Origin of the sequence: Streptomyces fractus (genome assembly GCF_049844455.1) — a bacterium.
Taxonomy (GTDB): domain Bacteria; phylum Actinomycetota; class Actinomycetes; order Streptomycetales; family Streptomycetaceae; genus Streptomyces; species Streptomyces fractus.
This window is the reverse complement of sequence record NZ_JBMYHI010000002.1, coordinates 5,602,282-5,623,406: the sequence shown is the minus strand read 5'-3', so window position 1 is coordinate 5,623,406 and position 21,125 is coordinate 5,602,282. Positions and strand designations below refer to the sequence as shown.

At 71.2% G+C, this 21,125-nt stretch carries 18 protein-coding genes; 3 read left to right on the top strand and 15 right to left on the bottom strand.

Annotated elements, in window-relative coordinates:
• Window positions 1-11: 11 nt before the first annotated feature.
• Entirely contained in the window at window positions 12-581 is a 570-nt protein-coding gene (locus ACP4E5_RS27455) for a YqgE/AlgH family protein (protein WP_425833161.1), read from the bottom strand.
• A 249-nt stretch (window positions 582-830) separates the two neighbouring features.
• Between ACP4E5_RS27455 and murA the strand changes: the two genes are divergently transcribed.
• Entirely contained in the window at window positions 831-2,171 is a 1,341-nt protein-coding gene (gene murA, locus ACP4E5_RS27450) for a UDP-N-acetylglucosamine 1-carboxyvinyltransferase (RefSeq protein WP_266710853.1), read from the top strand.
• A 197-nt stretch (window positions 2,172-2,368) separates the two neighbouring features.
• Here murA and ACP4E5_RS27445 read toward each other — a convergent pair whose 3' ends face one another.
• The 7 genes from ACP4E5_RS27445 to ACP4E5_RS27415 all read right to left on the bottom strand — a co-directional run bounded on the left by ACP4E5_RS27445 (window position 2,369) and on the right by ACP4E5_RS27415 (window position 10,086).
• The gene (locus tag ACP4E5_RS27445; protein ID WP_016645140.1) at window positions 2,369-2,650 is read right to left on the bottom strand and encodes an HU family DNA-binding protein; all 282 of its coding nucleotides are present in this window, start codon (window positions 2,648-2,650) and stop codon (window positions 2,369-2,371) included.
• 485 nt (window positions 2,651-3,135) lie between these two features.
• Window positions 3,136-4,569, bottom strand: coding sequence for an NAD-dependent malic enzyme (locus ACP4E5_RS27440; RefSeq protein WP_425833157.1), 1,434 nt, complete (start codon window positions 4,567-4,569; stop codon window positions 3,136-3,138).
• Window positions 4,570-4,906: 337 nt separating this feature from the next.
• Entirely contained in the window at window positions 4,907-7,297 is a 2,391-nt protein-coding gene (locus ACP4E5_RS27435; protein WP_425833155.1) for a HelD family protein, read from the bottom strand.
• An 80-nt stretch (window positions 7,298-7,377) separates the two neighbouring features.
• Window positions 7,378-8,193, bottom strand: a complete 816-nt coding sequence (locus tag ACP4E5_RS27430) for an anti-sigma factor family protein (protein WP_425833153.1) — start codon at window positions 8,191-8,193, stop codon at window positions 7,378-7,380.
• Window positions 8,190-8,795 carry a sigma-70 family RNA polymerase sigma factor gene (locus ACP4E5_RS27425; RefSeq protein ID WP_425833151.1) on the bottom strand — a complete coding sequence of 202 codons (606 nt, stop codon included), beginning with the start codon at window positions 8,793-8,795 and terminating at the stop codon, window positions 8,190-8,192. Before ACP4E5_RS27425 ends, ACP4E5_RS27430 begins: the two co-directional genes overlap by 4 nt.
• Before the next feature lie 74 nt (window positions 8,796-8,869).
• Window positions 8,870-9,478: a CGNR zinc finger domain-containing protein gene (locus ACP4E5_RS27420; RefSeq protein ID WP_425833149.1), complete on the bottom strand. Its 609-nt coding sequence runs from the start codon at window positions 9,476-9,478 to the stop codon at window positions 8,870-8,872.
• A 65-nt stretch (window positions 9,479-9,543) separates the two neighbouring features.
• Window positions 9,544-10,086, bottom strand: a complete 543-nt coding sequence (locus tag ACP4E5_RS27415; RefSeq protein ID WP_425833147.1) for a GNAT family N-acetyltransferase — start codon at window positions 10,084-10,086, stop codon at window positions 9,544-9,546.
• A gap of 92 nt (window positions 10,087-10,178) precedes the next feature.
• Between ACP4E5_RS27415 and ACP4E5_RS27410 the strand changes: the two genes are divergently transcribed.
• Window positions 10,179-10,721 (top strand): anthrone oxygenase family protein, encoded by a 543-nt coding sequence (locus ACP4E5_RS27410; protein WP_425833145.1) that lies wholly within the window; start codon window positions 10,179-10,181, stop codon window positions 10,719-10,721.
• Window positions 10,722-10,732: 11 nt separating this feature from the next.
• On the opposite strand, the gene ACP4E5_RS27405 is transcribed toward ACP4E5_RS27410, so the two are convergent.
• The 7 genes from ACP4E5_RS27405 to ACP4E5_RS27375 all read right to left on the bottom strand — a co-directional run bounded on the left by ACP4E5_RS27405 (window position 10,733) and on the right by ACP4E5_RS27375 (window position 19,842).
• Window positions 10,733-11,893, bottom strand: coding sequence for a uroporphyrinogen-III synthase (locus ACP4E5_RS27405; RefSeq protein WP_425833143.1), 1,161 nt, complete (start codon window positions 11,891-11,893; stop codon window positions 10,733-10,735).
• 124 nt (window positions 11,894-12,017) lie between these two features.
• Window positions 12,018-13,388 (bottom strand): nitrate/nitrite transporter, encoded by a 1,371-nt coding sequence (locus ACP4E5_RS27400; protein ID WP_425833141.1) that lies wholly within the window; start codon window positions 13,386-13,388, stop codon window positions 12,018-12,020.
• A gap of 140 nt (window positions 13,389-13,528) precedes the next feature.
• Window positions 13,529-14,272 carry an MHYT domain-containing protein gene (locus ACP4E5_RS27395; protein ID WP_425833139.1) on the bottom strand — a complete coding sequence of 248 codons (744 nt, stop codon included), beginning with the start codon at window positions 14,270-14,272 and terminating at the stop codon, window positions 13,529-13,531.
• Between the two features lie 144 nt (window positions 14,273-14,416).
• The gene (locus ACP4E5_RS27390) at window positions 14,417-15,739 is read right to left on the bottom strand and encodes an acyltransferase family protein (protein ID WP_425833137.1); all 1,323 of its coding nucleotides are present in this window, start codon (window positions 15,737-15,739) and stop codon (window positions 14,417-14,419) included.
• Window positions 15,736-17,925: a bifunctional polysaccharide deacetylase/glycosyltransferase family 2 protein gene (locus tag ACP4E5_RS27385; RefSeq protein ID WP_425833135.1), complete on the bottom strand. Its 2,190-nt coding sequence runs from the start codon at window positions 17,923-17,925 to the stop codon at window positions 15,736-15,738. The genes ACP4E5_RS27390 and ACP4E5_RS27385 overlap by 4 nt, the downstream gene beginning before the upstream one ends.
• The gene (locus ACP4E5_RS27380; RefSeq protein WP_425833133.1) at window positions 17,926-18,654 is read right to left on the bottom strand and encodes a hypothetical protein; all 729 of its coding nucleotides are present in this window, start codon (window positions 18,652-18,654) and stop codon (window positions 17,926-17,928) included.
• 210 nt (window positions 18,655-18,864) lie between these two features.
• A complete protein-coding gene (locus ACP4E5_RS27375; protein ID WP_425833131.1) occupies window positions 18,865-19,842 on the bottom strand; it encodes a LysR family transcriptional regulator in 978 nt (325 codons plus the stop codon).
• Between the two features lie 83 nt (window positions 19,843-19,925).
• Between ACP4E5_RS27375 and ACP4E5_RS27370 the strand changes: the two genes are divergently transcribed.
• Window positions 19,926-21,125, top strand: a complete 1,200-nt coding sequence (locus tag ACP4E5_RS27370) for an MFS transporter (protein ID WP_425833129.1) — start codon at window positions 19,926-19,928, stop codon at window positions 21,123-21,125.

Genomic DNA, 21,125 nt, shown 5'->3' with positions numbered 1-21,125 from the left:
CCGGAACGAGGTCAGTTGAGCGAGGGGTCGTCCGGATACGTGGCCACCATCGCCAGCTCGCCGCGCTGGCGGCGCAGCACCGCGCGCCACAGGCCCTCGGGACGGATCGCGGAGACGTCACCGGGCTCCGACTCGACCACGTACCAGGCGCCCTCGGTCAGTTCGTCCTCCAGCTGCCCCGGGCCCCAGCCCGAGTAGCCGGCGAAGATCCGCAGGGAGCCGAGCGCCGCGGCGAGCAGCTCCGGCGGGGCCTCCAGGTCGACGAGGCCGATCGCGCCGTGCACCCGGCGCCAGCCGAGGGGCGCCTCCCGCTCGTCGTCCCCGGGGATGACCGCGACGCCGAGCGCCGAGTCGAGCGAGACAGGCCCGCCCTGGAACACGACCCCCGGCTCACCGGCCAGATCGCCCCAGCCCTCCAGGATGTCCCCGACGTCCACCGGCGTCGGCCGGTTCAGCACGACGCCGAGCGAGCCCTCCTCGTCGTGGTCGAGGAGCAGCACGACCGCCCGGTCGAAATTCGGGTCCGCGAGGGCGGGTGTGGCCACGAGCAGCCGCCCTGTGAGCGAGGACACCTCGGTCATGCCAGACATGATCCCGCATCTGCCCGCCGTAGGGGGAGCCAAGCGCAACAACCGCGTGAACGCAGCTCAGCGCGCGAGGACGTGACGGACCCGCACTTCACAAAAGCGTCACGCTTTGTGCTCTGTCCGGCGCGCTTCGTGTTGTAGCGAACTCATGACGCTCCTTGGCACCCTCGGGCATACGAATAACGGGCCGTCCCCCCTTACCCTTGAGCCTGGCCCTGCCCTTCTCTTCGGAACGCGAGATTCATGACCGTCACCGACGATGTCCTCCTTGTCCACGGCGGAACCCCGCTGGAGGGCGAGATCCGTGTCCGCGGCGCGAAGAACCTCGTGCCCAAGGCAATGGTCGCCGCGATCCTCGGCAGCGCGCCGAGCCGACTGCGCAATGTCCCGGACATCCGCGACGTGCGTGTCGTACGCGGCCTGCTGCAGCTGCACGGCGTGACGGTCGGCCCCGGTGAGGAACCGGGCGAGCTGGTCATGGACCCGTCGCACGTGGAGTCGGCGAACGTGGCCGACATCGACGCGCACGCGGGCTCCTCCCGCATCCCGATCCTGCTGTGCGGCCCGCTGCTGCACCGCATCGGTCACGCCTTCATCCCGGGTCTCGGCGGCTGCGACATCGGCGGCCGTCCTGTCGACTTCCACTTCGAGGTGCTCCGCCAGTTCGGCGCGACCATCGAGAAGCGCGCGGACGGCCAGTACCTGGAGGCCCCGCAGCGCCTGCGCGGCACGAAGATCCGCCTCCCCTACCCCTCCGTGGGCGCCACCGAGCAGGTCCTGCTCACGGCCGTCCTCGCCGAGGGCGTCACGGAGCTCTCGAACGCGGCCGTGGAGCCGGAGATCGAGGACTTGATCTGCGTCCTGCAGAAAATGGGCGCGATCATCGCGATGGACACCGACCGCACCATCCGCGTCACCGGCGTGGACAAGCTCGGCGGCTACACGCACCGCGCCCTCTCGGACCGCCTGGAGGCGGCCTCCTGGGCGTCGGCGGCGCTCGCCACGCACGGGGACATCTACGTCCGCGGCGCGCAGCAGCGCTCGATGATGACGTTCCTCAACACGTACCGGAAGGTCGGCGGCGCCTTCGAGATCGACGACGACGGCATCCGCTTCTGGCACCCCGGCGGCCAGCTGAAGTCGATCGCCCTGGAGACGGACGTCCACCCCGGTTTCCAGACCGACTGGCAGCAGCCCCTCGTCGTGGCGCTCACGCAGGCCACGGGCCTCTCGATCGTCCACGAGACGGTCTACGAGTCGCGCCTGGGCTTCACGTCCGCGCTGAACCAGATGGGCGCGCACATCCAGCTCTACCGCGAGTGCCTCGGCGGCTCCGACTGCCGCTTCGGGCAGCGCAACTTCCTGCACTCGGCGGTCGTCTCCGGGCCCACGAAGCTGGAGGGCGCCGACCTGGTCATCCCCGACCTCCGCGGCGGCTTCTCGTACCTGATCGCGGCGCTGGCGGCCCAGGGGACGTCCCGCGTCCACGGGATCGACCTGATCAACCGCGGCTACGAGAACTTCATGGAGAAGCTCGTCGAACTCGGCGCGAAGGTCGAGCTCCCCGGCAAGGCGCTCGGCTAGCCGCCGTTCGACCCGTACGTGGGTGGGGCCGTCCGGAATCGTCCGGGCGGCCCCATCCTTTTGCCTGCGGCCACAGAGCGCGGCGTCGTCCGCGGACACGGCCCGCCGTGGCTGGGCGCGCAGTTCCCCGCGCCCCTAAAAAGCAAAAGGGCGGCCTCCCCGGAAGGTTCCGGGGAGGCCGCCCTTACGCCTAGGTCTTACTTACCCTTGGCGGCTTCCTTGAGCTTCGAGCCCGCGGAGACCTTCACGCTGTAACCGGCCGGGATGTTGATCGGCTCGCCGGTCTGCGGGTTACGAGCGGTGCGAGCGGCACGGTGGGTGCGCTCGAAGGTCAGGAAGCCGGGGATGGTGACCTTCTCGTCGCCCTTGGCAACGATCTCGCCGACGGTCTCGGCGAACGCGGCCAGCACGGCGTCGGCGTCCTTGCGGGTCACCTCGGCGCGGTCGGCCAGCGCGGCCACCAGCTCACTGCGGTTCATGTTTGTACTCCCGTGTTCTTCTTGCCGTTGAGGCGTGCCACGCGGCCAGGCCGCGTGTTGGGCAACAGCAAAGTTGATGCTGCCAGGGTCTCGGTCAGGCCCAGGACCCGGGTCCGTCGTCCAGACCCTTGCGCCTGAAGAGGCATCCTGCCCCTACCCACGGCGGTAAAGCCAATCCGGCACCCCTTGGGGTCACACGGAAAGCGCCACCGCGCCGGTTGCAGGGGCGGGCCCGGGGGCCTGTTTCCCGGCCAGCCTATGGGGCCCGGAGGCCCCGTAAACCGCGACGCGCCGGTAATCAGGCGGTCGTGGCCCCCGTCACAGCCACCCCGGCCGCCCAAAGGCCTTGCCGGCGGGCCCTGCCGGGGGCGCGGGGCTGGGCACGCACATCTGCGGCGTTGTCGTCGGTTGCCAACGCTCCGCGTTGTCGCCCTCCTCCGCCTTGCATCTGCACGCACCCAGCCCCGCTCACCGGCGATGACTGGTTACTCCTCGCCGTCTCCGGCCGGGCCCGCCGACAAGGCCTTCGCAGCGTCGCGGACGGCGCCGGCGACGGCTCCCGCGACCTTGTCGTTGAAGACGCTCGGGATGATGTAGTTCGGGTTGAGCTCGTCCTCGGTGACCACGTCGGCCAGGGCCTTCGCGGCCGCCAGCATCATCTCCGTGTTGACCGCGCGCGACTGGGCGTCGAGCAGGCCGCGGAAGACGCCGGGGAAGACCAGGACGTTGTTGATCTGGTTCGGGAAGTCGGAGCGGCCCGTGGCCACGACCGCCGCCGTCTGACGGGCGATCGCCGGGTCGACCTCCGGGTCCGGGTTCGCGAGCGCGAACACGATGGCGCCCTCGGCCATCGCGGCCACGTCGTCGCCGTTCAGCACGTTCGGGGCCGAGACGCCGATGAACACGTCCGCGCCGACGACCGCTTCCTTCAGCGTGCCGGTGAGGCCCTCGGGGTTGGTGTTGTCGGCGATCCAGCGCAGCGGCGAGTCGCTGTCGGCGTCCTTCAGGTCCTCGCGGCCCGCGTGCACGACACCGTGGATGTCGGCCACGACGGCGTTCTTGACGCCTGCCGCGAGGAGCAGCTTCAGGATGGCCGTGCCGGCGGCGCCCGCGCCCGACATGACGACGCGGGTGTCGCCCATGTCCTTGCCCGCGACGCGCAGCGCGTTGGTCAGCGCGGCGAGCACGACGATGGCGGTGCCGTGCTGGTCGTCGTGGAAGACGGGGATGTCGAGGGCCTCGCGCAGGCGGGCCTCGATCTCGAAGCAGCGGGGCGCCGAGATGTCCTCGAGGTTGATGCCCGCGAAGCCGGGGGCGATGGCCTTGACGATCTCGACGATGGCGTCGGTGTCCTGGGTGTCCAGGCAGATCGGCCAGGCGTCGATGTCGGCGAAGCGCTTGAAGAGGGCCGCCTTGCCCTCCATGACCGGCAGCGCGGCCTTCGGGCCGATGTTGCCGAGGCCGAGCACCGCGGAGCCGTCGGTGACGACCGCGACGGAGTTGCGCTTGATGGTCAGACGCCGGGCGTCCTCGGGGTTCTCCGCGATCGCCATGCAGACGCGCGCCACACCCGGCGTGTAGACCATGGACAGGTCGTCACGGTTGCGGATGGGGTGCTTGGACTGCATCTCGATCTTGCCGCCGAGGTGCATCAGGAACGTACGGTCGGAGACCTTTCCGAGCGTGACGCCCTCGATGCCGCGCAGCTTGGCGACGATCTCGTCCGCGTGGGACGTCGACGAAGCCGCGATCGTGACGTCGATCCGGAGCTTCTCGTGACCGGAAGCGGTGACGTCGAGGCCGGTCACCGAGCCGCCGGAGGACTCCACGGCGGTGGTCAGCTGCGAGACGGCGTTACCGCCCGCGGGGACCTCCAACCGGACCGTCATCGAGTAGGAGACGCTGGGCGCCGTTGCCATGGCCGACTTCCTCTGCTTTCACCGTGTAGCTGTTGCCGTCCGATGGTCCCACCTACCGGTGAGTACGTGGTAGTCGCATCGGGTTTTGAAGCTAACGTTCATTCATCTTTTGGAAAGTAGTTTCCACCATACGAGAACTCGAGGGAATCCGGAAGAGGAAACAGAACGAGGCCCACGTCACGAAAGTGACGTGGGCCTCGACTCACGTTTACGACACCGACCCGCCATGCTCGCCTCGCGGCAAGTGGTCCCTCTAAGGGACGATGGTTGGGCCCGGGGGCTTGGATCGAGCCGGTGCCGTCATCAACGGTAACACCGGAGACAGCAGGGGCAAGGGTCAGTCGCGGAGCAGGTCCGGCACCCCGTTCGCGTCCGGTTCGTCGCGTTCGCCGGAGACCACCGTGAGCTGCTGCGTCGCACGCGTCAGGGCGACGTACAGGACGCGCAGGCCCGCAGGGGACTCGTCGGCGATCTCGGCCGGGGAGACCACGATCGTGGCGTCGTACTCAAAACCCTTGGCCTCCAGCGAGCCGAGCGCGACGACCCGCTCGCCGAGCCCGGAGAGCCAACGGGCGGCCTCCTCGCGGCGGTTCATCGCCACGACGACGCCGACCGTGCCGTCGACCTCCCCCAGGAGCCGGGCCGCCTCGGCCCTGACGGTGTCCCCGGCCTTGCCCCGTACGACTTCGAAGCGCGGCCGAACGCCCGTCGAGCGGACCGCCGAAGGGGACTCGGAGCCGGGCATCGCGAGCGCCAGGACCTTCGCGGCCAGCTCGGCGATCTCGGACGGGTTGCGATAGTTCACGGTCAGCGTGAAGCGGCGGCGGGGCCGGGAGCCGAGCGCCTCGTCGCGGGCGGCGCCCGCCTCCTCCGGGTCGGACCAGGAGGACTGGGCGGGGTCGCCGACGATCGTCCACGTCGCGTGCCGGCCGCGGCGGCCCACCATCCGCCACTGCATCGGCGTGAGGTCCTGCGCCTCGTCGACGATGACGTGCGCGTACTCGGTGCGTTCCTGGGCGAGGCGCTCCGCGCGCTCGCGCTGGGACTCCTCGCGCTGCGGCATCAGCTCTTCCAGGCCGGTGAGCTGGTCCAGCGGGTCGTACTCGCGCTTCTTCTTCGGGCGGGCCGGGGTGCCGAGGACGGCGGTCAGCTCGTCGAGGAGGGCGACGTCGTGGACCGAGAGGGCGTCACGGCGCAGCGATTTGGCGAGCCTGCGGATCTCGCCGGGGTTCAGGACGCGGCGGGCCCAGCGGCCCAGGCGCCGCTCGTCGGACATGGCAGACAGGACCGCGCGCGGCGTCAGCTCCGGCCACCACGCGTCGAGGAAGCGGATGAAGTCGTCCTCGGACGTGATGTCCTCGTCGAAGGAGGAACGCAGCTCGGCCGCGAGCTCCGGGTCGGAGTGCCGGCTCCCGGCGCCCGACTGGTCCCAGAGCGCGTCGAGGAGGAGCTTGCGGGCCCGCGGGCGCAGGTGGTTCACGGGGGCGGTGCCGCCGAGCGCGGCCTGCCGGATCCGGTCGAGCCGGTTCGCGTCCAGCTCCAGGCGGCGGCCGAAGGCGACGACGCGCAGCCGCGTCGGGGTCTCGGTCGGCGCGTCCTCGGGCTCGTCGTCGCCGAACGCGAGCTGTTCCTGGACGGCGGGCCGCGCCGGGCGCCCCGTCTCCAGCGCGCCGCGCGCCGCCTTCCGCAGCACCCTCTGCATCCGCGACGAGCCCTTGACCCGGGCGACAGCCGGGGAGTCGTAGACCGTGGCCTCCGCCCCGTCGACCAGCGAGCCGACCGCGCGGATCGCGACCTGGCCCTCCTCGCCGAGCGAGGGCAGCACGCCCTCGGTGTACGCGACCAGGAGCGGCGTCGGCGAGACGATCAGGATGCCGCCCGAGTAGCGGCGCCTGTCCTGGTACAGCAGGTACGCGGCGCGGTGCAGCGCCACCGCCGTCTTGCCGGTGCCGGGGCCGCCCTCGACGTACGTCACGGACGCGGCGGGGGCCCGGATGACCTGGTCCTGCTCGGCCTGGATGGAGGCGACGATGTCGCGCATCGAGTGGCTGCGGGCCTGGCCGAGTGCGGCCATCAGCGCGCCGTCGCCGATGGCGGGCAGGCGCTCGCCGTCCAGGTACGCGGTCAGCTCCGGGCGCATCAGGTCGTCCTCGACGCCGAGCACCTTGCGGCCCTTGGAGCGGATGACGCGGCGGCGCACCACGCGGCCCGGGTCGACCGGCGTGGAGCGGTAGAAGGGGGCGGCGGCCGGGGCGCGCCAGTCGATGACGAGCGGCGAGTAGTCCGCGTCGAGCACGCCGATGCGGCCGATGTGCAGCGTCTCGGCGATGTCGGCCGTGTTGTCCTCGCGGATCGCGCCGTCGGCCGGCTCGACCGCCGTGTACGCGCCGTCCGGGCCCTTCTTGCCGTCCTTGCCCTGGAGCAGGTCGATGCGGCCGAAGAGGAAGTCCTCGAACTCGTTGTTGAGGCGGTTGAGGTGGATGCCCGCGCGGAAGACCTGCGCGTCGCGCTCGGCGAGCGCGCCGGGCGTGCCGACCTGGCCGCGCTTGGTGGCGTCCTCCATCAGGAACTCGGCCTCGTGGATCTTCTCTTCGAGGCGTCGGTAGACGGCGTCGAGATGGTTCTGTTCGACGCCGAGCTCGCGGTCGCGGACCGAATCCGGAGACTCGTCCCCACCTGGATTCGTATCCGATTTCACCGCTGGATCGTGCGGAGCCTGAGCGGCCACCGGGCCCCCTTCTGACGTGCTGGGCAGCCGTCAAAGGTACGCGAAAGGGGCCCCGTAGGGCTACGTGCGGCGCCGTGCGGTCAGGCGTTCACCTCCACGAGCCGCTTTCCGTCGAGCGTCTCGACCTCGAAGTGGTCGATCTGGCCCCGGTCGAAGGCCGCGCCCCCGTGCACGTACAGGGGGTGCTTCGCGTTCGTGTTCGTGCTGTCGTCGATGCCGTAGCCCCATTTCGGGACGGCCCAGGTGGTCACCGTCTCGCGCTCGCCGTTCTTGCCGACCGCGACGAGGGAGCACTTCAGGGGGCCCTTGACGTTCTTCAGCTCGAGGACGGTGTGGGTGCCCCAGGCCTTCTTCTCCATGCCGATCGTCGCCGTGACGTTCGTCTTGGCGTCGGTGGCCTTCACCTTGTCCGGCATGTGGTTGAAGAAGGCGTCCTGGGCGGGGCTGGTGGAGTGCGGCTCCGCGACGGTGTTGCCGCCGCCGTCGTCCGTCACCGCCATCACCGTCAGCGGGCCGCCGATGATCAGGGCCGCGGCGGCCGCCACCAGGAAGAGGCCGCGCCTGCGCTTCCTGGCGCGGCGGCGCCCCAGTTCGTCGGCGAGGGACTCCGCGAGGCGGGGGCTCGGGCGGGCCGCGAGGGAGTCGCCGATCTGCGGGGTCGGCTCGCGCGGTGCGCCGCGCTCGGCCGGCAGGTCGGCGAGGGCGGCGAGCATCGGCTCCATGCCCGCGAACTCCTCCAGGTCCCGCGCGCACCGCTCGCACGTCGCCAGGTGTGCCTCGAACGCGCTCGCCTCGATGTCGTCGAGGATGCCCAGCGCGTAGGCGCCGACGGTCTCGTGCACGTCGCCCGCCGACTCGTGGCCGAAGGGACCGTACGGTCCGTGCCCCGTCGTCATGCCGTCACCCCCCGCTCCTCCAGCGCCAGCTTCATCGAGCGCAGCGCGTAGAAGACCCGCGAGCGCACCGTGCCGCTGGGGATGCCGAGCGTCTCGGCCGCCTCGTTGACCGTACGTCCTTTGAAGTACGTCTCCACGAGTACTTCCCGGTGGGCCGGGGTCAAGTCCTCCAGGGCGTCGGAAAGGGTCATCAGCCACAGCGCCTTGTCGATCTCGTCCTCCGCGGGGATGACCTCCAGCGGCGACGGATCGACCTCCTGCGGCCGGGCCTGCCGGCTGCGGTGGCCGTCGATGACGATGCGCCGGGCGACCGTCACCAGCCAGGGGCGTACCGATCCGGTCGCTCGGCCCAGCTGGCCGGCGTTCTTCCAGGCGCGGATGAGCGTCTCCTGTACGACATCCTCCGCGCGCTGGCGGTCCCCCGCCACGAGCCGGAGCACGTAGGCGAGCAACGGCCTCGCATGCTCCGCGTAGAGCGCGCGCATCAGCTCCTCGTCCGGCTCGGGGGGCCGGGGAGCGCGATGTCGGGCCCGGGGCGGGCGTTCATCGGCCACGGCGGAATCCTTGCGCACGCCTACCTCCGGTGTCCCCTGTTCGGCCATGTCTCTCGGCTGGGCTCACGGGAGGGATACGCAGGCGAACTCACGGATGTTCAAAGGGAGTTGCGGAAACCGCTCTACGCCCTGGCCAGCGCCGCGGCCCTGCGCCGGTGTCTGGCCACCCGCTCCCGGTTGCCGCACACCTCACTGGAGCACCAGCGGCGCCTGCGTCCGCGCGACATGTCCAGGTAGATGATGGGGCAGTTGTCTCCCTCGCACTGGCGCAGGGCGCCGCGCGCGGTCGGGTCGGTGAGGAGGTCGATGGCGTCTCGCGCGACGGCGGCGAGCAGGGCCGGGCAGCCGGGTTCGAGGTGCAGGGAGCGTACGAGGGTGCCGTCCGCGGCGCGTACGGCGCGGGGTGCGGGCGGGGCCGCGCGGGCGAGCAGGTTGACCCGTTCCAGGGCCGCGGGGACCGGATGGCCGGAGAGTTCGCCGCGCACCAACTGGGCTATGTGGCCGCGCAGTTCACGGAAGGCGGCGAGCCAGACGGGCGAGCGGTCCGCGAGCGCGGCGGTCTTCGGGACGAGCCCCGTACCGACCAGCCAGGCGCGCAGCAGGTCGGGGCTCGCGAGACGTTCCTCGGGGTGTGCGGTCGCGACGAGGTCCAGGCAGAGGCGCCCGGAGTCGAAGCGCAACTCGTAGGGGGCGGGGGCAGGCGGGTGGGGCCCTGTGGGTACTGCTGCCATGCCCTCTACAGTGCCCGCCCGCGGGCGCGGCCGGAACCCCCGCTGCCGGAACCGGAGTTGACGCCCTAGGAGCGCCCGTACGCCGGGGGGTCGTCGTGCAGGATGCGCTGGAACAGGACGTGGTCGCGCCAAGCTCCATTGATGTGGAGGAAGTTGGGCGCGAGGCCGTACCGGACGAAGCCGCACTTGGCGAGCACGCGCTGCGACGCCTCGTTGTCCTTGAGGGTGCCGGCCTCGATGCGGTGCAGGCCCATTTCGTCGCGGGCGGCGCGGCAGATCTCCTCGACGGCGACGGGGATCAGACCCCGGCCCCGGTAGTCGGCGTCGACCCAGTAGCCGAGGTTGGCGCTGCACAGCGGGCCGAGGTGGATGCCGTTGAGCGCGGCGCGGCCGACCACGCGTCCGTCGGCGGCCCGGTCGAACAGCAGCCACATCGCCCCGCCGGGCTCGGCGATCCGCTCGGCCTGCTCCCGCGCGGTGTAGTACTCCTCGGGCCGGTACGGCTCCCAGGTCTTCATGAACTCCCGGTTGCGAACGACGGCCTCGGCGAGTCGCTCCGCGTCCTGGGGGACGGCGCGGCGAAGTTCTATATCGGGGCTGATCAGCATGGTCGTACGGTACGCAATCCGCTGGACGCTCGCGTATGGGGATGCGCGGATCGACGATGTCGGGCGGCCCGGTCCGCGGCTTGGCTGGGGCCATGACGAAAACGACGCGTGTCACGGATTGGGTGATGGGGGCGGCCACGGTCGCCATGGGGCTGGCTGCGGGGTCCTTCTACGTGTTCTCGTGCGCCGTGATGCCCGCCCTGGCACGCAGCGACGACCGTACGTACATCGAGGTGATGCAGGACATCAACGACGTCATCCAGAACCCGGTGTTCTTCCTGAGCTTCGTCGGAGCGCTGGTGCTCACCGGGTACGCGGCCTGGCGGGTGCGGCGTCAACCGGGGCCGCGTGGCTGGGTGTTCGTCGCACTGGCCGCCTACGCGGTGGCGTTCCTGCTGACGTCCGCGGTGAACGTGCCGCTGAACGACGCGCTGGCCGCGGCCGGCGCCCCCGCGAGGATCCCCGACCCGGCGCGGGTGCGGGCGGACTTCGAGGGGCCGTGGGTGGCGTGGAACGTGGTGCGGGCCGTGCTGTGCACCTGCGCGCTCGGGTGCCTGGTGCGGGGGCTCATGGTGTGGGGCCGTCAATCAAGCCCCTGCAGGGGGCACCTCCCAGCGGTAGCTGGGGGAGTTTGAGCAGCGGGGGCTCAATGGGCGTACTTCGCGTCGGCCGCCGGGTCCAACGCCAGCCGGTACCCCCGCTTGACCACGGTCTGGATCAGTTTCGGCGTCCCGAGGGACGACCTGAGCCGGGCCATCGCCGTCTCCACCGCGTGCTCGTCGCGCCCCGCGCCCGGCAGCGCGCGCAGCAGGTCCGCGCGGGACACCACCCAGCCGGGGCGGCGCGCGAGGGTGCGCAGCAGCGACATGCCCGCGGGCGGCACCGGGCGCAGCTCGTCGTCCACCACGACGGCCTGCCCGCGGATCTGCATCTGGTGGCCCGCGATCGGCAACGTACGCGCGCGTGCGGGCAGTTCCTTGCACAGCAGTTGCACCAGAGGGCCGAGCCGGAAGCGCTCCGGCTGCACCGTGTCCACGCCGTGCGCCTGAAGCGGCACCGCCGTCACCGGTCCGACGCACGCCGCGAGCACGTCGTGGTGCAGCGCCGCGAGCAGCTCCCCCGCGAGGCCCCGCTCCTCCGCGCGGCGCAGCAGCGCCGTCGCCGCGGGGGCCGAGGTGAACGTCAGCGCGTCCACGCCACGCGACACCGTGGCCTCGAGGAGGCGGTCGACGGGGGCGATGTCCTGCGGCGGGAGCCAGCGGTAGACGGGGACGCCGACCACCTCGGCGCCCGCCTCGCGCAGCGCCTCGACGAACCCGGGGAGCGGCTCGCCGTGCAGTTGCACCGCGACGCGCCGCCCCTGGACGCCCTCGTCGAGCAGCCGCTCCAACACCTCGGCCATCGACTCGGACGAGGGCGACCACTCCTCGGTGAGGCCGGCCGCGCGCACCGCGCCCTTCACCTTCGGGCCGCGCGCGAGGAGCTCGACCCCGCGGAGCCGCGCGAGCAGGTCCTCGCCGAGCCCCCAGCCGTCGGCGGCCTCGACCCAGCCGCGGAAGCCGATCGCGGTGGTGGCGATCACGACGTCCGGCGCGTTGTCGATCAACTCCTTGGTGGCGACGAGGAGTTCACTGTCGTCCGCGAGCGGCACGATGCGCAGGGCGGGAGCGTGCAGCACCGACGCGCCGCGCCGCTGGAGCAGCGCGCCCAGCTCGTCGGCGCGGCGCGCCGCGGTCACGCCCACGGTGAAGCCCGCGAGCGGCCCGTGGGCCTGCTCCGGACTCGTGGCCCGCTGTTCCTCGTCCATGCTGGTTCTCGCCCCGCTCGACGTTCTTCCGTGCACCAGGTCCACCGATGCGTCGTCCGAGCCTGTCAACGCTCCGTGTCGGCTCCGGATCAACGCTATTGCGTACGTGTTACGGGGCCAAATGTCACACCTCGGCGTAGCTGAGCTGCGGCTTCGTTTCCGCCGTGGAGCTCGCGACGGTGCGCGACGCGGAGCGGCGAAGGTATACGGCCCAGGTCACGGCGAAGCACACCGCGTAGAAGGCGAGGAAGGCGACGAAGGCCCCGGTGCCGGTGCCCGCCGTCTGGAAGGACTGCCGGAACGCCAGGTTGATGCCGAGGCCGCCGAGCGCGCCGACGGCTCCGATCAGGCCCATGGAGGCGCCGGAGAGCCGCCGCCCGTACGCGGCCGCTTCCTCGCCCGTGAGCCCCATCGCGAGCGCCTTCGTCTGGAAGATGCCGGGGATCATCTTGAACGTCGACCCGTTGCCGATGCCGGTCAGCACGAACAGGGCGATGAACGCGACGGTGAACAGGGCGAGCGACTTCTCGACCGAGGCCAGGATCGTCACGGCCGTGGCGAGGGCCATGCCGACGAAGTTCCACAGCGTGATGCGCGCGCCGCCGTACTTGTCGGCGAGCTTTCCGCCGACGGGCCGGACGAGCGAGCCGAGCAGCGGGCCGATGAAGGTGACGCCGGCCGCCTGGAGCGGCGTACGGCCGAACTGGGTCTGCAGGACGAGGCCGAAGGCGAACGAGTAGCCGATGAAGGAGCCGAACGTCCCCACGTAGAGGAACGACATGATCCAGGTGTGGGCGTCGCGCACGGCCTCCTTGGCCGCCCCGGTGTCGTTCTTCACGGTCGCCAGGTTGTTCATGAACAGCGCTGAGCAGACGGCGGCGATCACGATCAGCGGGATGTAGATGCCGAGCAGCACGCGCGGGCCGCCGCTCGCGCCGATCACGGCGAGCGCGACGAGCTGGATGACCGGGACGCCGACGTTGCCGCCGCCCGCGTTCAGGCCGAGCGCCCAGCCCTTCTGGCGAAGCGGGAAGAAGGAGTTGATGTTGGTCATGGAGGAGGCGAAGTTGCCGCCGCCGACGCCGGTGAGCGCCGCGCACCACATGAAGGTGGTGTACGAGGTGCCCGGCTCCATGACCACGAACGCGGCGATCGACGGCACGAGCAGCAGGCTCGCCGAGATGATCGTCCAGTTGCGGCCGCCGAAGATCGCGATGGCGAACGTGTAGGGCACGCGCGCGAAGGCGCCCACCAGCGTCGCCATCGACACGAGGAAGAACTTCCCCGCCGGGTCGATCCCGTACTCGGGCCCCATGAACAGGACCATGACCGACCACAGGGTCCAGATGGAGAACCCGATGTGCTCGGACAGGATGGAGAAGACGAGGTTGCGCCGGGCGATCTTCGCCCCCGTCTCCTCCCAGAACGCTTCGTCCTCGGGATCCCACCGCTCGATCCAGGTCCGACTCCGGGGCTGTTCCTTGGGGCCAGGCATGTCACGCCTCCAGGTCACGGTTCGCAGCTGACGCAACCGAAGGTAGGGAGGTCAAATTTCCGGACTGTGGCGTGGAGTGACCGTGGGGGAACGTTGCTCTCACCCGGCGGGTGGGCAGCTGGTGAGGCTCGGGCAGAGCTTCAGTAGCGAGCCGCCGCGTCGCCCTCCAGCGTTTGCGGGTCGAAGAGCAGCACGGCACCGGCGAAGAACAGGGTGAGGAACGGGCCGATGAGATACGGGACCAGGACCGTGAACACCGCGGAACTCGTGCCGCTGGACGGCGCCATCAGCTCGACGGTGAGCGCCTCCATGCCCAGGTAGTGCATGGCGCAGACGGCCACACCCATGAGCAGACTGGCGCCGACGCTGACGAGGAACCCGCGTACGTTCATGATCAGCCACAGGGCGGCGGTGGCCGCGACGACGGCCACGCCCACCGAGGCGGCCACGACGGGCCCGCTGTAGTGGAGGGACCCGGCGAACTGCATGGCGGCCATGCCCAGGTAGTGCATGGCCGCGACGCCGAGCCCCATGAAGAGACCGGCGCCGAGCAGCACCGGCGTGCGCTGCCCGCCGTAGCCGGCGGCGAAGACCCCCACGCCGACCACGAGGATCGCGACGGCGAGGCTGAGGAAGGTGAGCCGGGCGTCGTAGTCGATGTGTGTGCCCTGGACCTGGAAGCCCATCATCGCGATGAAGTGCATGGACCAGATGCCGACGCCCAGCGAAAGCGCGCTGTACGTCAGCCACTTGGGGCGTCCCTTGCGGATCTGCCGCGCCCGCACGGTGCAGCGCAGCCCGATCCCGCCTCCCAGACTCGCCACTAAGAACGCCGCCACCGGGGTCACCGCCCCATAACCGAACCCGTCCACCGTCGCCTGCACGCCACACCCTCGCCTAGGTCGCCCCGCCGACGCTCATCCGTCACGAGCACTGCCGGACAACGCTATCGAGCCCCTCCATCACGCGGGTACCGAACCTCCACACCGCCATCACATCGTGACCCGGTGGCCCGGCCCAGTGGCCCGTCAGGAGTGCCGCGCCTTCTTCCGGCCCCTCCGCGCCCCGTCCGGCCACAGGCGTGGTCTGCGCTTCGCGGCCAGGTCCTCGACCCAGCCGGTGGCGACGATCGCGAGGCCGATGAGCGGCCAGACGAGGACGAAGGCCCAGAGCATGTACGTCGAGTCCAGCGCGGAGCTCATCCGGTCGTCCATGAACGGCAGTTGGTACAGCAGGTCGATCAGCGGGAACGTGGCCATGATGAGCAGGTTGTGCCACAGATAGATCGTGACGGCCCTGTTGTTGGCCAGCGTCACCAAGCGGTCCCAGCGCGCGAGCCGGCCCGGCAACTGCTGCCAGGACGGCGCGTACTGGAGCAGGATGACGACGAACCCGAGGGACCAGGCCGCCTGCGCGAGCGGGATCTCGTTCAGGTCCCAGCCCTCATCGGAGAGGTGGCCCGAGGCCCACCACAGGCCGAAGCCCATGAGCAGCGCGGCGCAGGACACCGCGGCGTAGCGCGGCACCTTTTGCAGCACGCCCTCCTGGTGCGCGAAGCCGAGGACCCAGCAACTGCCGTACACGGCGAAGTCGGTGACGGCCTCGCCGGTGCGGCCGGGGATCTCCACCAGGCCCGTGCCGATCACGGCCGTGAGGGCGAGCGGGGCGAGCAGCGTCGCCCACGGCAGCTTGCGGAACGCCTTGAGCAGCAGCGGCGACAGGAGCACGAACCACAGGTAGGCGCGCAGGTACCAGAGCGGACCGATGCCCTGCTCGGCCCATGTGGTCTCCAGGAAGCCGGGCGGGTTGGAGATCTCCCACGGGTAGGAGGGGGCCGCGAACGGGATGACGTAGTCGACGAGGTCGAGCCAGCCCCAGGTGCCGCCGCCGGTGTCCGAGTCGTTGCCCGGGTTCCAGCCGCCCATGAAGAGCAGCGGCAGCACCAGCGCGCTGAACACCCACATCGGCGGGAGCAGTCGCCGCAGCCGCCCTCGTACGACGCTCAGCGCGGGCCTGCTCAGGGAGCGCGCCATCAGCGATCCGGCGAGCGCGAACATCACGCCCATGGACGGGAAGAGGACCGAGAGCCAGACCCAGCCGAACAGGTGGTAGGCGACGACCCGGACGAGCGCGATGGACCGCAGCAGGTCGAGGTAGCGGTCCCGGCCGGGCTTCTTGGGCGCGGGCGGCTCCGCCGCGGCCGGCTGCGTGGGCAACGCGCGCGTGGGGTCGCCCTGTTCGGGCACCGCGGCAATCCGCGCGGTCGCGGGAGCGTCGGCGCCGGGCCAATTGACGCGCTGCGTCGGCCTGTTGACGCCGTTGTCGTTACCGCCGTACGTCGGGTACGTCATGCGACCGGCCTCCGCTCGTCACCCGAGACGGAGCTCGTCCGTTGGGGCGGCACCCGGCCGCCGGGGCCCGCGCCCACCACGCCGGTGCGGCGCAGCTTCTGCCAGCGCAGCCGGCCGCCGGTGAGCGCGGTGATCCAGGACTGGAGCAGCACGACGTACATCAGCTGCCGGTACAGGAGTTGCTGGAGCGGAAGGGATATCAGGTGCGTCATGCGCTCCCTGTCGAGTCGGAAGGCGTACGCCGCGCAGACCGCCTGGATCGCGAGCACGCCGAACCACGCGCCGACCGTCTTCTCCGTGAGGCCGAACACGAGCCCGTAGATGAGGAAGATGTCGATGAGCGGGGCGAGGAGCGGCGCCAGGACCATGAAGAGCGAGACCAGCGGGAGGCCGACCCGGCCGAAGCGGCCCGAGGGGCCGCGGTCGACCAGCGCCCTGCGGTGCTTCCAGATGGCCTGCATCGTGCCGTACGACCAGCGGTAGCGCTGCGACCACAGCTGCTGGACGGTCTCCGGGGCCTCGGTCCAGGCGCGCGCCTTCTCGGCGTAGACGACGCGCCAGCCGTCGCGGTGCAGAGCCATCGTGACGTCGGTGTCCTCGGCGAGCGTGTCGTCGCTCATCCCGCCGACGCGCTCCAGGGCGCTGCGCCGAAAGGCACCGACCGCGCCGGGGATCGTCGGCATGCAGCGCAGGATGTCGTACATGCGGCGGTCGAGGTTGAAGCCCATCACGTACTCGATGTGCTGCCACGCGCCGATCAGCGAGTCCCGGTTGCCCACCTTCGCGTTGCCCGCGACGGCGCCGACACTCGGGTCGCCGAACGGCTGGACCAGCTCGCGCACGGTGGCCGGTTCGAAGACGGTGTCGCCGTCCATCATCACGACGAGGTCGAACCGGGCGTTGGCCAGGCCCCTGTTGAGGGCCGCGGGCTTGCCCGCGTTGTGCTGGCGGATGACGCGGACGCCCGGCAGCCGCATGTTCTCCACGATGCGCGCCGTGCCGTCCGTCGAGCCGTCGTCGATCACGATGACCTCGATCGGCTGCTCGCTCAGCGTCAGCGAACGCACCGTGTTCTCAATGCACTTGGCCTCGTTGAAGGCCGGTACGAGGACGGAGACCGGCTCCGTGACCGGCCGCCCCCAGGCGAAGCCCTTGCGGCGCACCCTGCGCGCGTGCACCGCGGACAGGATCAGCATCAGGCCGAAGCGGGACATGACGAGGACGCCGATGACGGCGAGGCCGACGACGAGGACGCCCGTGATGTCGTCCGCCGCCTGCACCGCGTAGACCCACGCCTTGCCCTTCCACAGCTCCAGGCCGCTGACCGGCGTGTGCGCGCTGGGCATGCCGAGGGCCTCGGTCAGGTTCGCGAACTTGTAGCCCTCGCCCTGGAGTTGGGGCAGGAAGCGGTCGAGTGCGGCGACGGTCTGCGAGCGGTTGCCACCGGAGTCGTGCATGAGGACGACCGCGCCCTTGCCGTCCTTGGGCGTGGCGCGGCGGATGATCTCGTCGACGCCGGGGCGCTTCCAGTCCTCGCTGTCCGTGTTGTTGACGACCGTGATGTAGCCGCGCGAGCCGATGTACTTGGTGACCGGCCACGACTTGTTGTCGAAGGCGTCGGAGAACGACGAGTACGGGGGCCGGAAGAGCGAGGTGCGCACGCCGGCCGCGCCCTCGATGGCCAGCTGGTTCTGGGACAGCTCCCAGTCGATGCGGTTCTTGGACTGGTAGGAGAGATCCGGGTGGTTGAAGGTGTGCAGGCCCACCTCGTGCCCCTCGTCGACCATGCGCTGGACGAGGGCCGGGTAGCGCGAGGCCATCGTCCCGGTGACGAAGAACACCGCGTGCGCGTGGTGCTCCTTCAGCACGTCGAGGACCTGCGGCGTCCACTCCGGGTCGGGGCCGTCGTCGAAGGTGAGGACGAGCTTCTGGTGCGGTATTCGCGTCGTGTCGACGTGGGTGCCGCGCGCGTCGATGACGGGTCCGCCGCCGAGGATGCGGTGCGGCACCTTGTCGATGGCCGCTTCCGGCTGGACGCGGTGGTCGGCGAGGATCTCGCTGTGCACGTAGCCGCGCAGCATCAGCATCGCGATCATGGCGACGAGGAGCAGCGAGGGCAGCAGATAGCGCAGCGGGAGGCGGCGCCTGCGGGACCGGGCCTGCTTGTGGCGTGAGCGGTCGGACATCTACAGGACGCTGCTTTCCAGGGGCGGGACAAGGGACGCCACCAGGGGCGCTACGAGCAGGTGGACGAGGCCGCCTTCGGCGAGGGTTCCCGTGCCGTCGGCCCCGGCCCCGGTTCCGTCCGCCGGGCCGCTCGGCTGCTCGCCGGGGTCCGTCGACGGGTCGGCGGAGTCTCCTACGGTCGGGCCCGTCGTCGGCTCGTCGCTGTCGGCCGGCTTGGTGGGCCGCACGGTCGGCGAGGTCTTGCCACCCGTGGGCTTCGCGGTCGGCGAGGTCGCCGTGGACGGCTTCCCGGACGTGCTGGATCCGGCGGACCGCGACGCGCTCGCGCCGGGCGCCGCGGAGGCGCTCGGAACGGCGCTGCCGGAGGCGCTGGGCCCCGGGGTGGCGCCCGCCGATCCGGGCGACGAGAGCGCCGGGGTGGGCTCGGAGGACCTGGTGCCCACCTTGCCCGAGTCCTTGCCCTCGGCGGGCAGCGGCAGCCACGGCGCGTCGGAGTTCCCGGAGAAGACGGTGACCACGATGACGACCGCGTAGACCGCGATGGCCAGGCCCGCGGCCACGCCGAAACGACGGAAGTTGCGGCCGCGCCGCCCCGAGTCGTCGACGAAGACGGGGAGTTCCTTGTCGTCGGCGCCCGCCCCGTCGCCTTCACCGCCCGCCACCCCGGACGGTCTCGCGCCGACCGGGCCGCCCAACTGGCGCCCGGAGACGTCGAGTTGGACCGTCACCTCGTGCGGGTCATGACTCGGCCCTGAATGGCCGTCTGATCGCGAGTTCTCCACCGTACGCACATCCCCCCAAGGACACGTTCACGGGTGCGCGGGTGACGCGGGCCTTCGCCGACCGAACCGGGCCCCCACCCGATCCGAGCGCCCCCACTATCACACCGCACCCAAGTCCAGAATGTAGCGCACACCAGTGACACTCACGCACACACCTCATTCACGACTCAACATAATCTGCACATCTGCGGCTGGAATCCATGCCTCCGGGGGCCTTTCAAGCCAACCTTCCTCCGCCGCGAGGGCGTCCGCGGCGGCCCGAAGTGCCGTGATTCCAGGGTGTTTACGCCCCTTTCGCCACACGAGTGACACAGGCGACAGGGGCACCGGGTCGACCAGCGGACGCAGCACCGAACCCGGCATGGCCGGAAAATCCACCCCGGTGAGCACCGGATTCCGGTACTTGTCCATGATCCGGCGGAACTCCTCCTTGCCGACGGCGAGCGGCGCGGGCGGCGCGACGCGGATGCCCCGGCCCTCGAACAACAGCCGGGCGAGTTCGGTCCATTCGGGCGTGCGAGGGTTGCCGGCGCCCGCGTAGACCGTCTCCCCGGCGAGCCGGCCCAGGGGCACGGAGTCGAGCGCCACCAGCGGATGGTCGTCGGGCAGCATGATCGCCATCGGCTCGTAGCGCACGGGCTGTTGGGAGAGCCGGGCGCGCACGGCCGGGTCGAGTCCGGCGAACCGGCCGAAGGACACGTCGAGCCGCCCCGCGAGGAGTTCGGCCGCGGCGCCGGTCAGACCGCTCTCGTAGCGGGCCATCAGCTCGTGGTCCGGGGCGAGTTCGCGGGCCCGCGCGAGCACCCGCTCGTGCGCGAGACCGGGGCTGTTGACATCGACGAGCAGGGGCCGGTCGGTGGCGGCGGGCCCGGTGAAGGCCGCGAGCAGCTCGTCCTGCGCGGCGATCACGCGCCGCGCGTGCGGCAGCAGCCGGGCGCCGTCCGCGGTGAGCGTCACCTGCCGGGTGGTGCGGCCGAAGAGGTCGACGCCCAACTCCCGTTCCAGGCGCCGGATATCGCGGCTGAGCGCCTGCTGGGCGACGTAGAGGCGGGCGGCGGCGCGCGTGAAGTGCAGCTCGTCGGCGACGGCGAGGAAGGCGCGCAGCAGGCGGGGTTCGACATTCACTGGGGCCATCGGGCGAACTTACAACGCAGGCGCGTGAATCGGCACCGAGTAAGTGTTGGACCGCGTACGTGACCTGGGGCGACGCTCTCGGCATGTCCACTGCCACCACGTCCTACACCCGCCTGTTCACCCTCCCCGGCGCACGCGCCTTCACGCTCGGCAACCTCATCGCCCGCTTCCCGCAGGGCATGTTCAGCATCAGCGCAGTGATCATGATCTCCGGGTCCCGCGACTCGTACGCGCTCGCGGGCGCCGTCACCGCCACCGGTCTGGTCGCCAACGCGCTCGTCGGTCCGTGGACGGCGCGCCTCGTGGACCGCCACGGGCAGGCGCGGGTCGCGGTCCCGGCGACCGTCATCTCGGCCTGTGGCTCGCTCGCCCTGCTCCTGTCCGTGCACTTCGGGGCGCCCAACTGGACGCTGTTCGCCGCCTACTTGGCGTCCGCGGCGACGCCCAACACGGGCGGCATGTCCCGGGCCCGCTGGGCGCACCTGCTGAAGGAGACCCCGGAGGCCCTGCACACGGCGAACTCCTTCGAGCAGGCGGCGGACGAGCTCTGCTACATGCTCGGCCCCGTGGCGGCCGCCTTCCTGTGCGGCTCGCTGTTCCCGGAGGCGGGCACCCTGGTCGGCGCCGTACTCATGGTGACCGGCGTGCTGATCTTCGCCGCGCAACGCGCGACGGAACCGCCTCCCCACGCGCGTACGAAGGCGACGAGAACGCCGCTACGCGCGCGTGGCATGCCGCCTCTGCTGCTCGCCTTCCTCGCCACGGGCGCGATCTTCGGCTCCCTCGAGGTCGTCACGGTCGCCTTCGCCGACGCGCAGGGCCACAAGGTGTGGGCGGGCGGCATCCTGGCTCTCCAGGCAGGAGGTTCCTGCGCGGCGGGTCTGCTCTACGGCGCGTGGAAACCGGCGGGCCCGGCGGCCCGTCGCCATCCGCTCTGCGTGGCGGCGATGGCGGCCCTGATGACGCTGCCGCTGCTCGCCGCCTGGCTCACGGGCTCCCTGTACGTGCTCGGGGGCGCGCTCCTGGTCGCGGGCATGGCCACGGCGCCGACGATGGTGACGGGCATGACCCTGGTCCAACAGCGCACGCCCTCGGGCCAGTTGAACGAGGGCATGACGCTCGCCGTGACCGGCATCCTCACGGGCATCGCCTGCGGCTCCGCGTCGGGCGGCGCCACGGTGGAGCACTTTGGCCCCACCGCGGCGTACACGGTGCCGGTCACGGCCGCGGCATGCGCGCTGCTTCTCGCGCTGTTCGCCTACGTACGCGCGGCCCGCCGGTGA

Excerpts from the sequence above, each read along its gene's own strand:
- ACP4E5_RS27410 (WP_425833145.1), top strand. The coding sequence starts at position 10,179 with ATGACGAAAACGACGCGTGTCACGGATTGGGTGATGGGGGCGGCCACG.
- ACP4E5_RS27385 (WP_425833135.1), bottom strand. The coding sequence starts at position 17,925 with ATGTCCGACCGCTCACGCCACAAGCAGGCCCGGTCCCGCAGGCGCCGC.
- ACP4E5_RS27430 (WP_425833153.1), bottom strand. The coding sequence starts at position 8,193 with ATGACGACGGGGCACGGACCGTACGGTCCCTTCGGCCACGAGTCGGCG.
- ACP4E5_RS27420 (WP_425833149.1), bottom strand. The coding sequence starts at position 9,478 with ATGGCAGCAGTACCCACAGGGCCCCACCCGCCTGCCCCCGCCCCCTAC.
- ACP4E5_RS27455 (WP_425833161.1), bottom strand. The coding sequence starts at position 581 with ATGACCGAGGTGTCCTCGCTCACAGGGCGGCTGCTCGTGGCCACACCC.
- ACP4E5_RS27400 (WP_425833141.1), bottom strand. The coding sequence starts at position 13,388 with ATGCCTGGCCCCAAGGAACAGCCCCGGAGTCGGACCTGGATCGAGCGG.
- ACP4E5_RS27370 (WP_425833129.1), top strand. The coding sequence starts at position 19,926 with ATGTCCACTGCCACCACGTCCTACACCCGCCTGTTCACCCTCCCCGGC.
- ACP4E5_RS27440 (WP_425833157.1), bottom strand. The coding sequence starts at position 4,569 with ATGGCAACGGCGCCCAGCGTCTCCTACTCGATGACGGTCCGGTTGGAG.
- ACP4E5_RS27445 (WP_016645140.1), bottom strand. The coding sequence starts at position 2,650 with ATGAACCGCAGTGAGCTGGTGGCCGCGCTGGCCGACCGCGCCGAGGTG.
- ACP4E5_RS27390 (WP_425833137.1), bottom strand. The coding sequence starts at position 15,739 with ATGACGTACCCGACGTACGGCGGTAACGACAACGGCGTCAACAGGCCG.
- murA (WP_266710853.1), top strand. The coding sequence starts at position 831 with ATGACCGTCACCGACGATGTCCTCCTTGTCCACGGCGGAACCCCGCTG.
- ACP4E5_RS27375 (WP_425833131.1), bottom strand. The coding sequence starts at position 19,842 with ATGGCCCCAGTGAATGTCGAACCCCGCCTGCTGCGCGCCTTCCTCGCC.
- ACP4E5_RS27425 (WP_425833151.1), bottom strand. The coding sequence starts at position 8,795 with ATGGCCGAACAGGGGACACCGGAGGTAGGCGTGCGCAAGGATTCCGCC.
- ACP4E5_RS27405 (WP_425833143.1), bottom strand. The coding sequence starts at position 11,893 with ATGGACGAGGAACAGCGGGCCACGAGTCCGGAGCAGGCCCACGGGCCG.
- ACP4E5_RS27415 (WP_425833147.1), bottom strand. The coding sequence starts at position 10,086 with ATGCTGATCAGCCCCGATATAGAACTTCGCCGCGCCGTCCCCCAGGAC.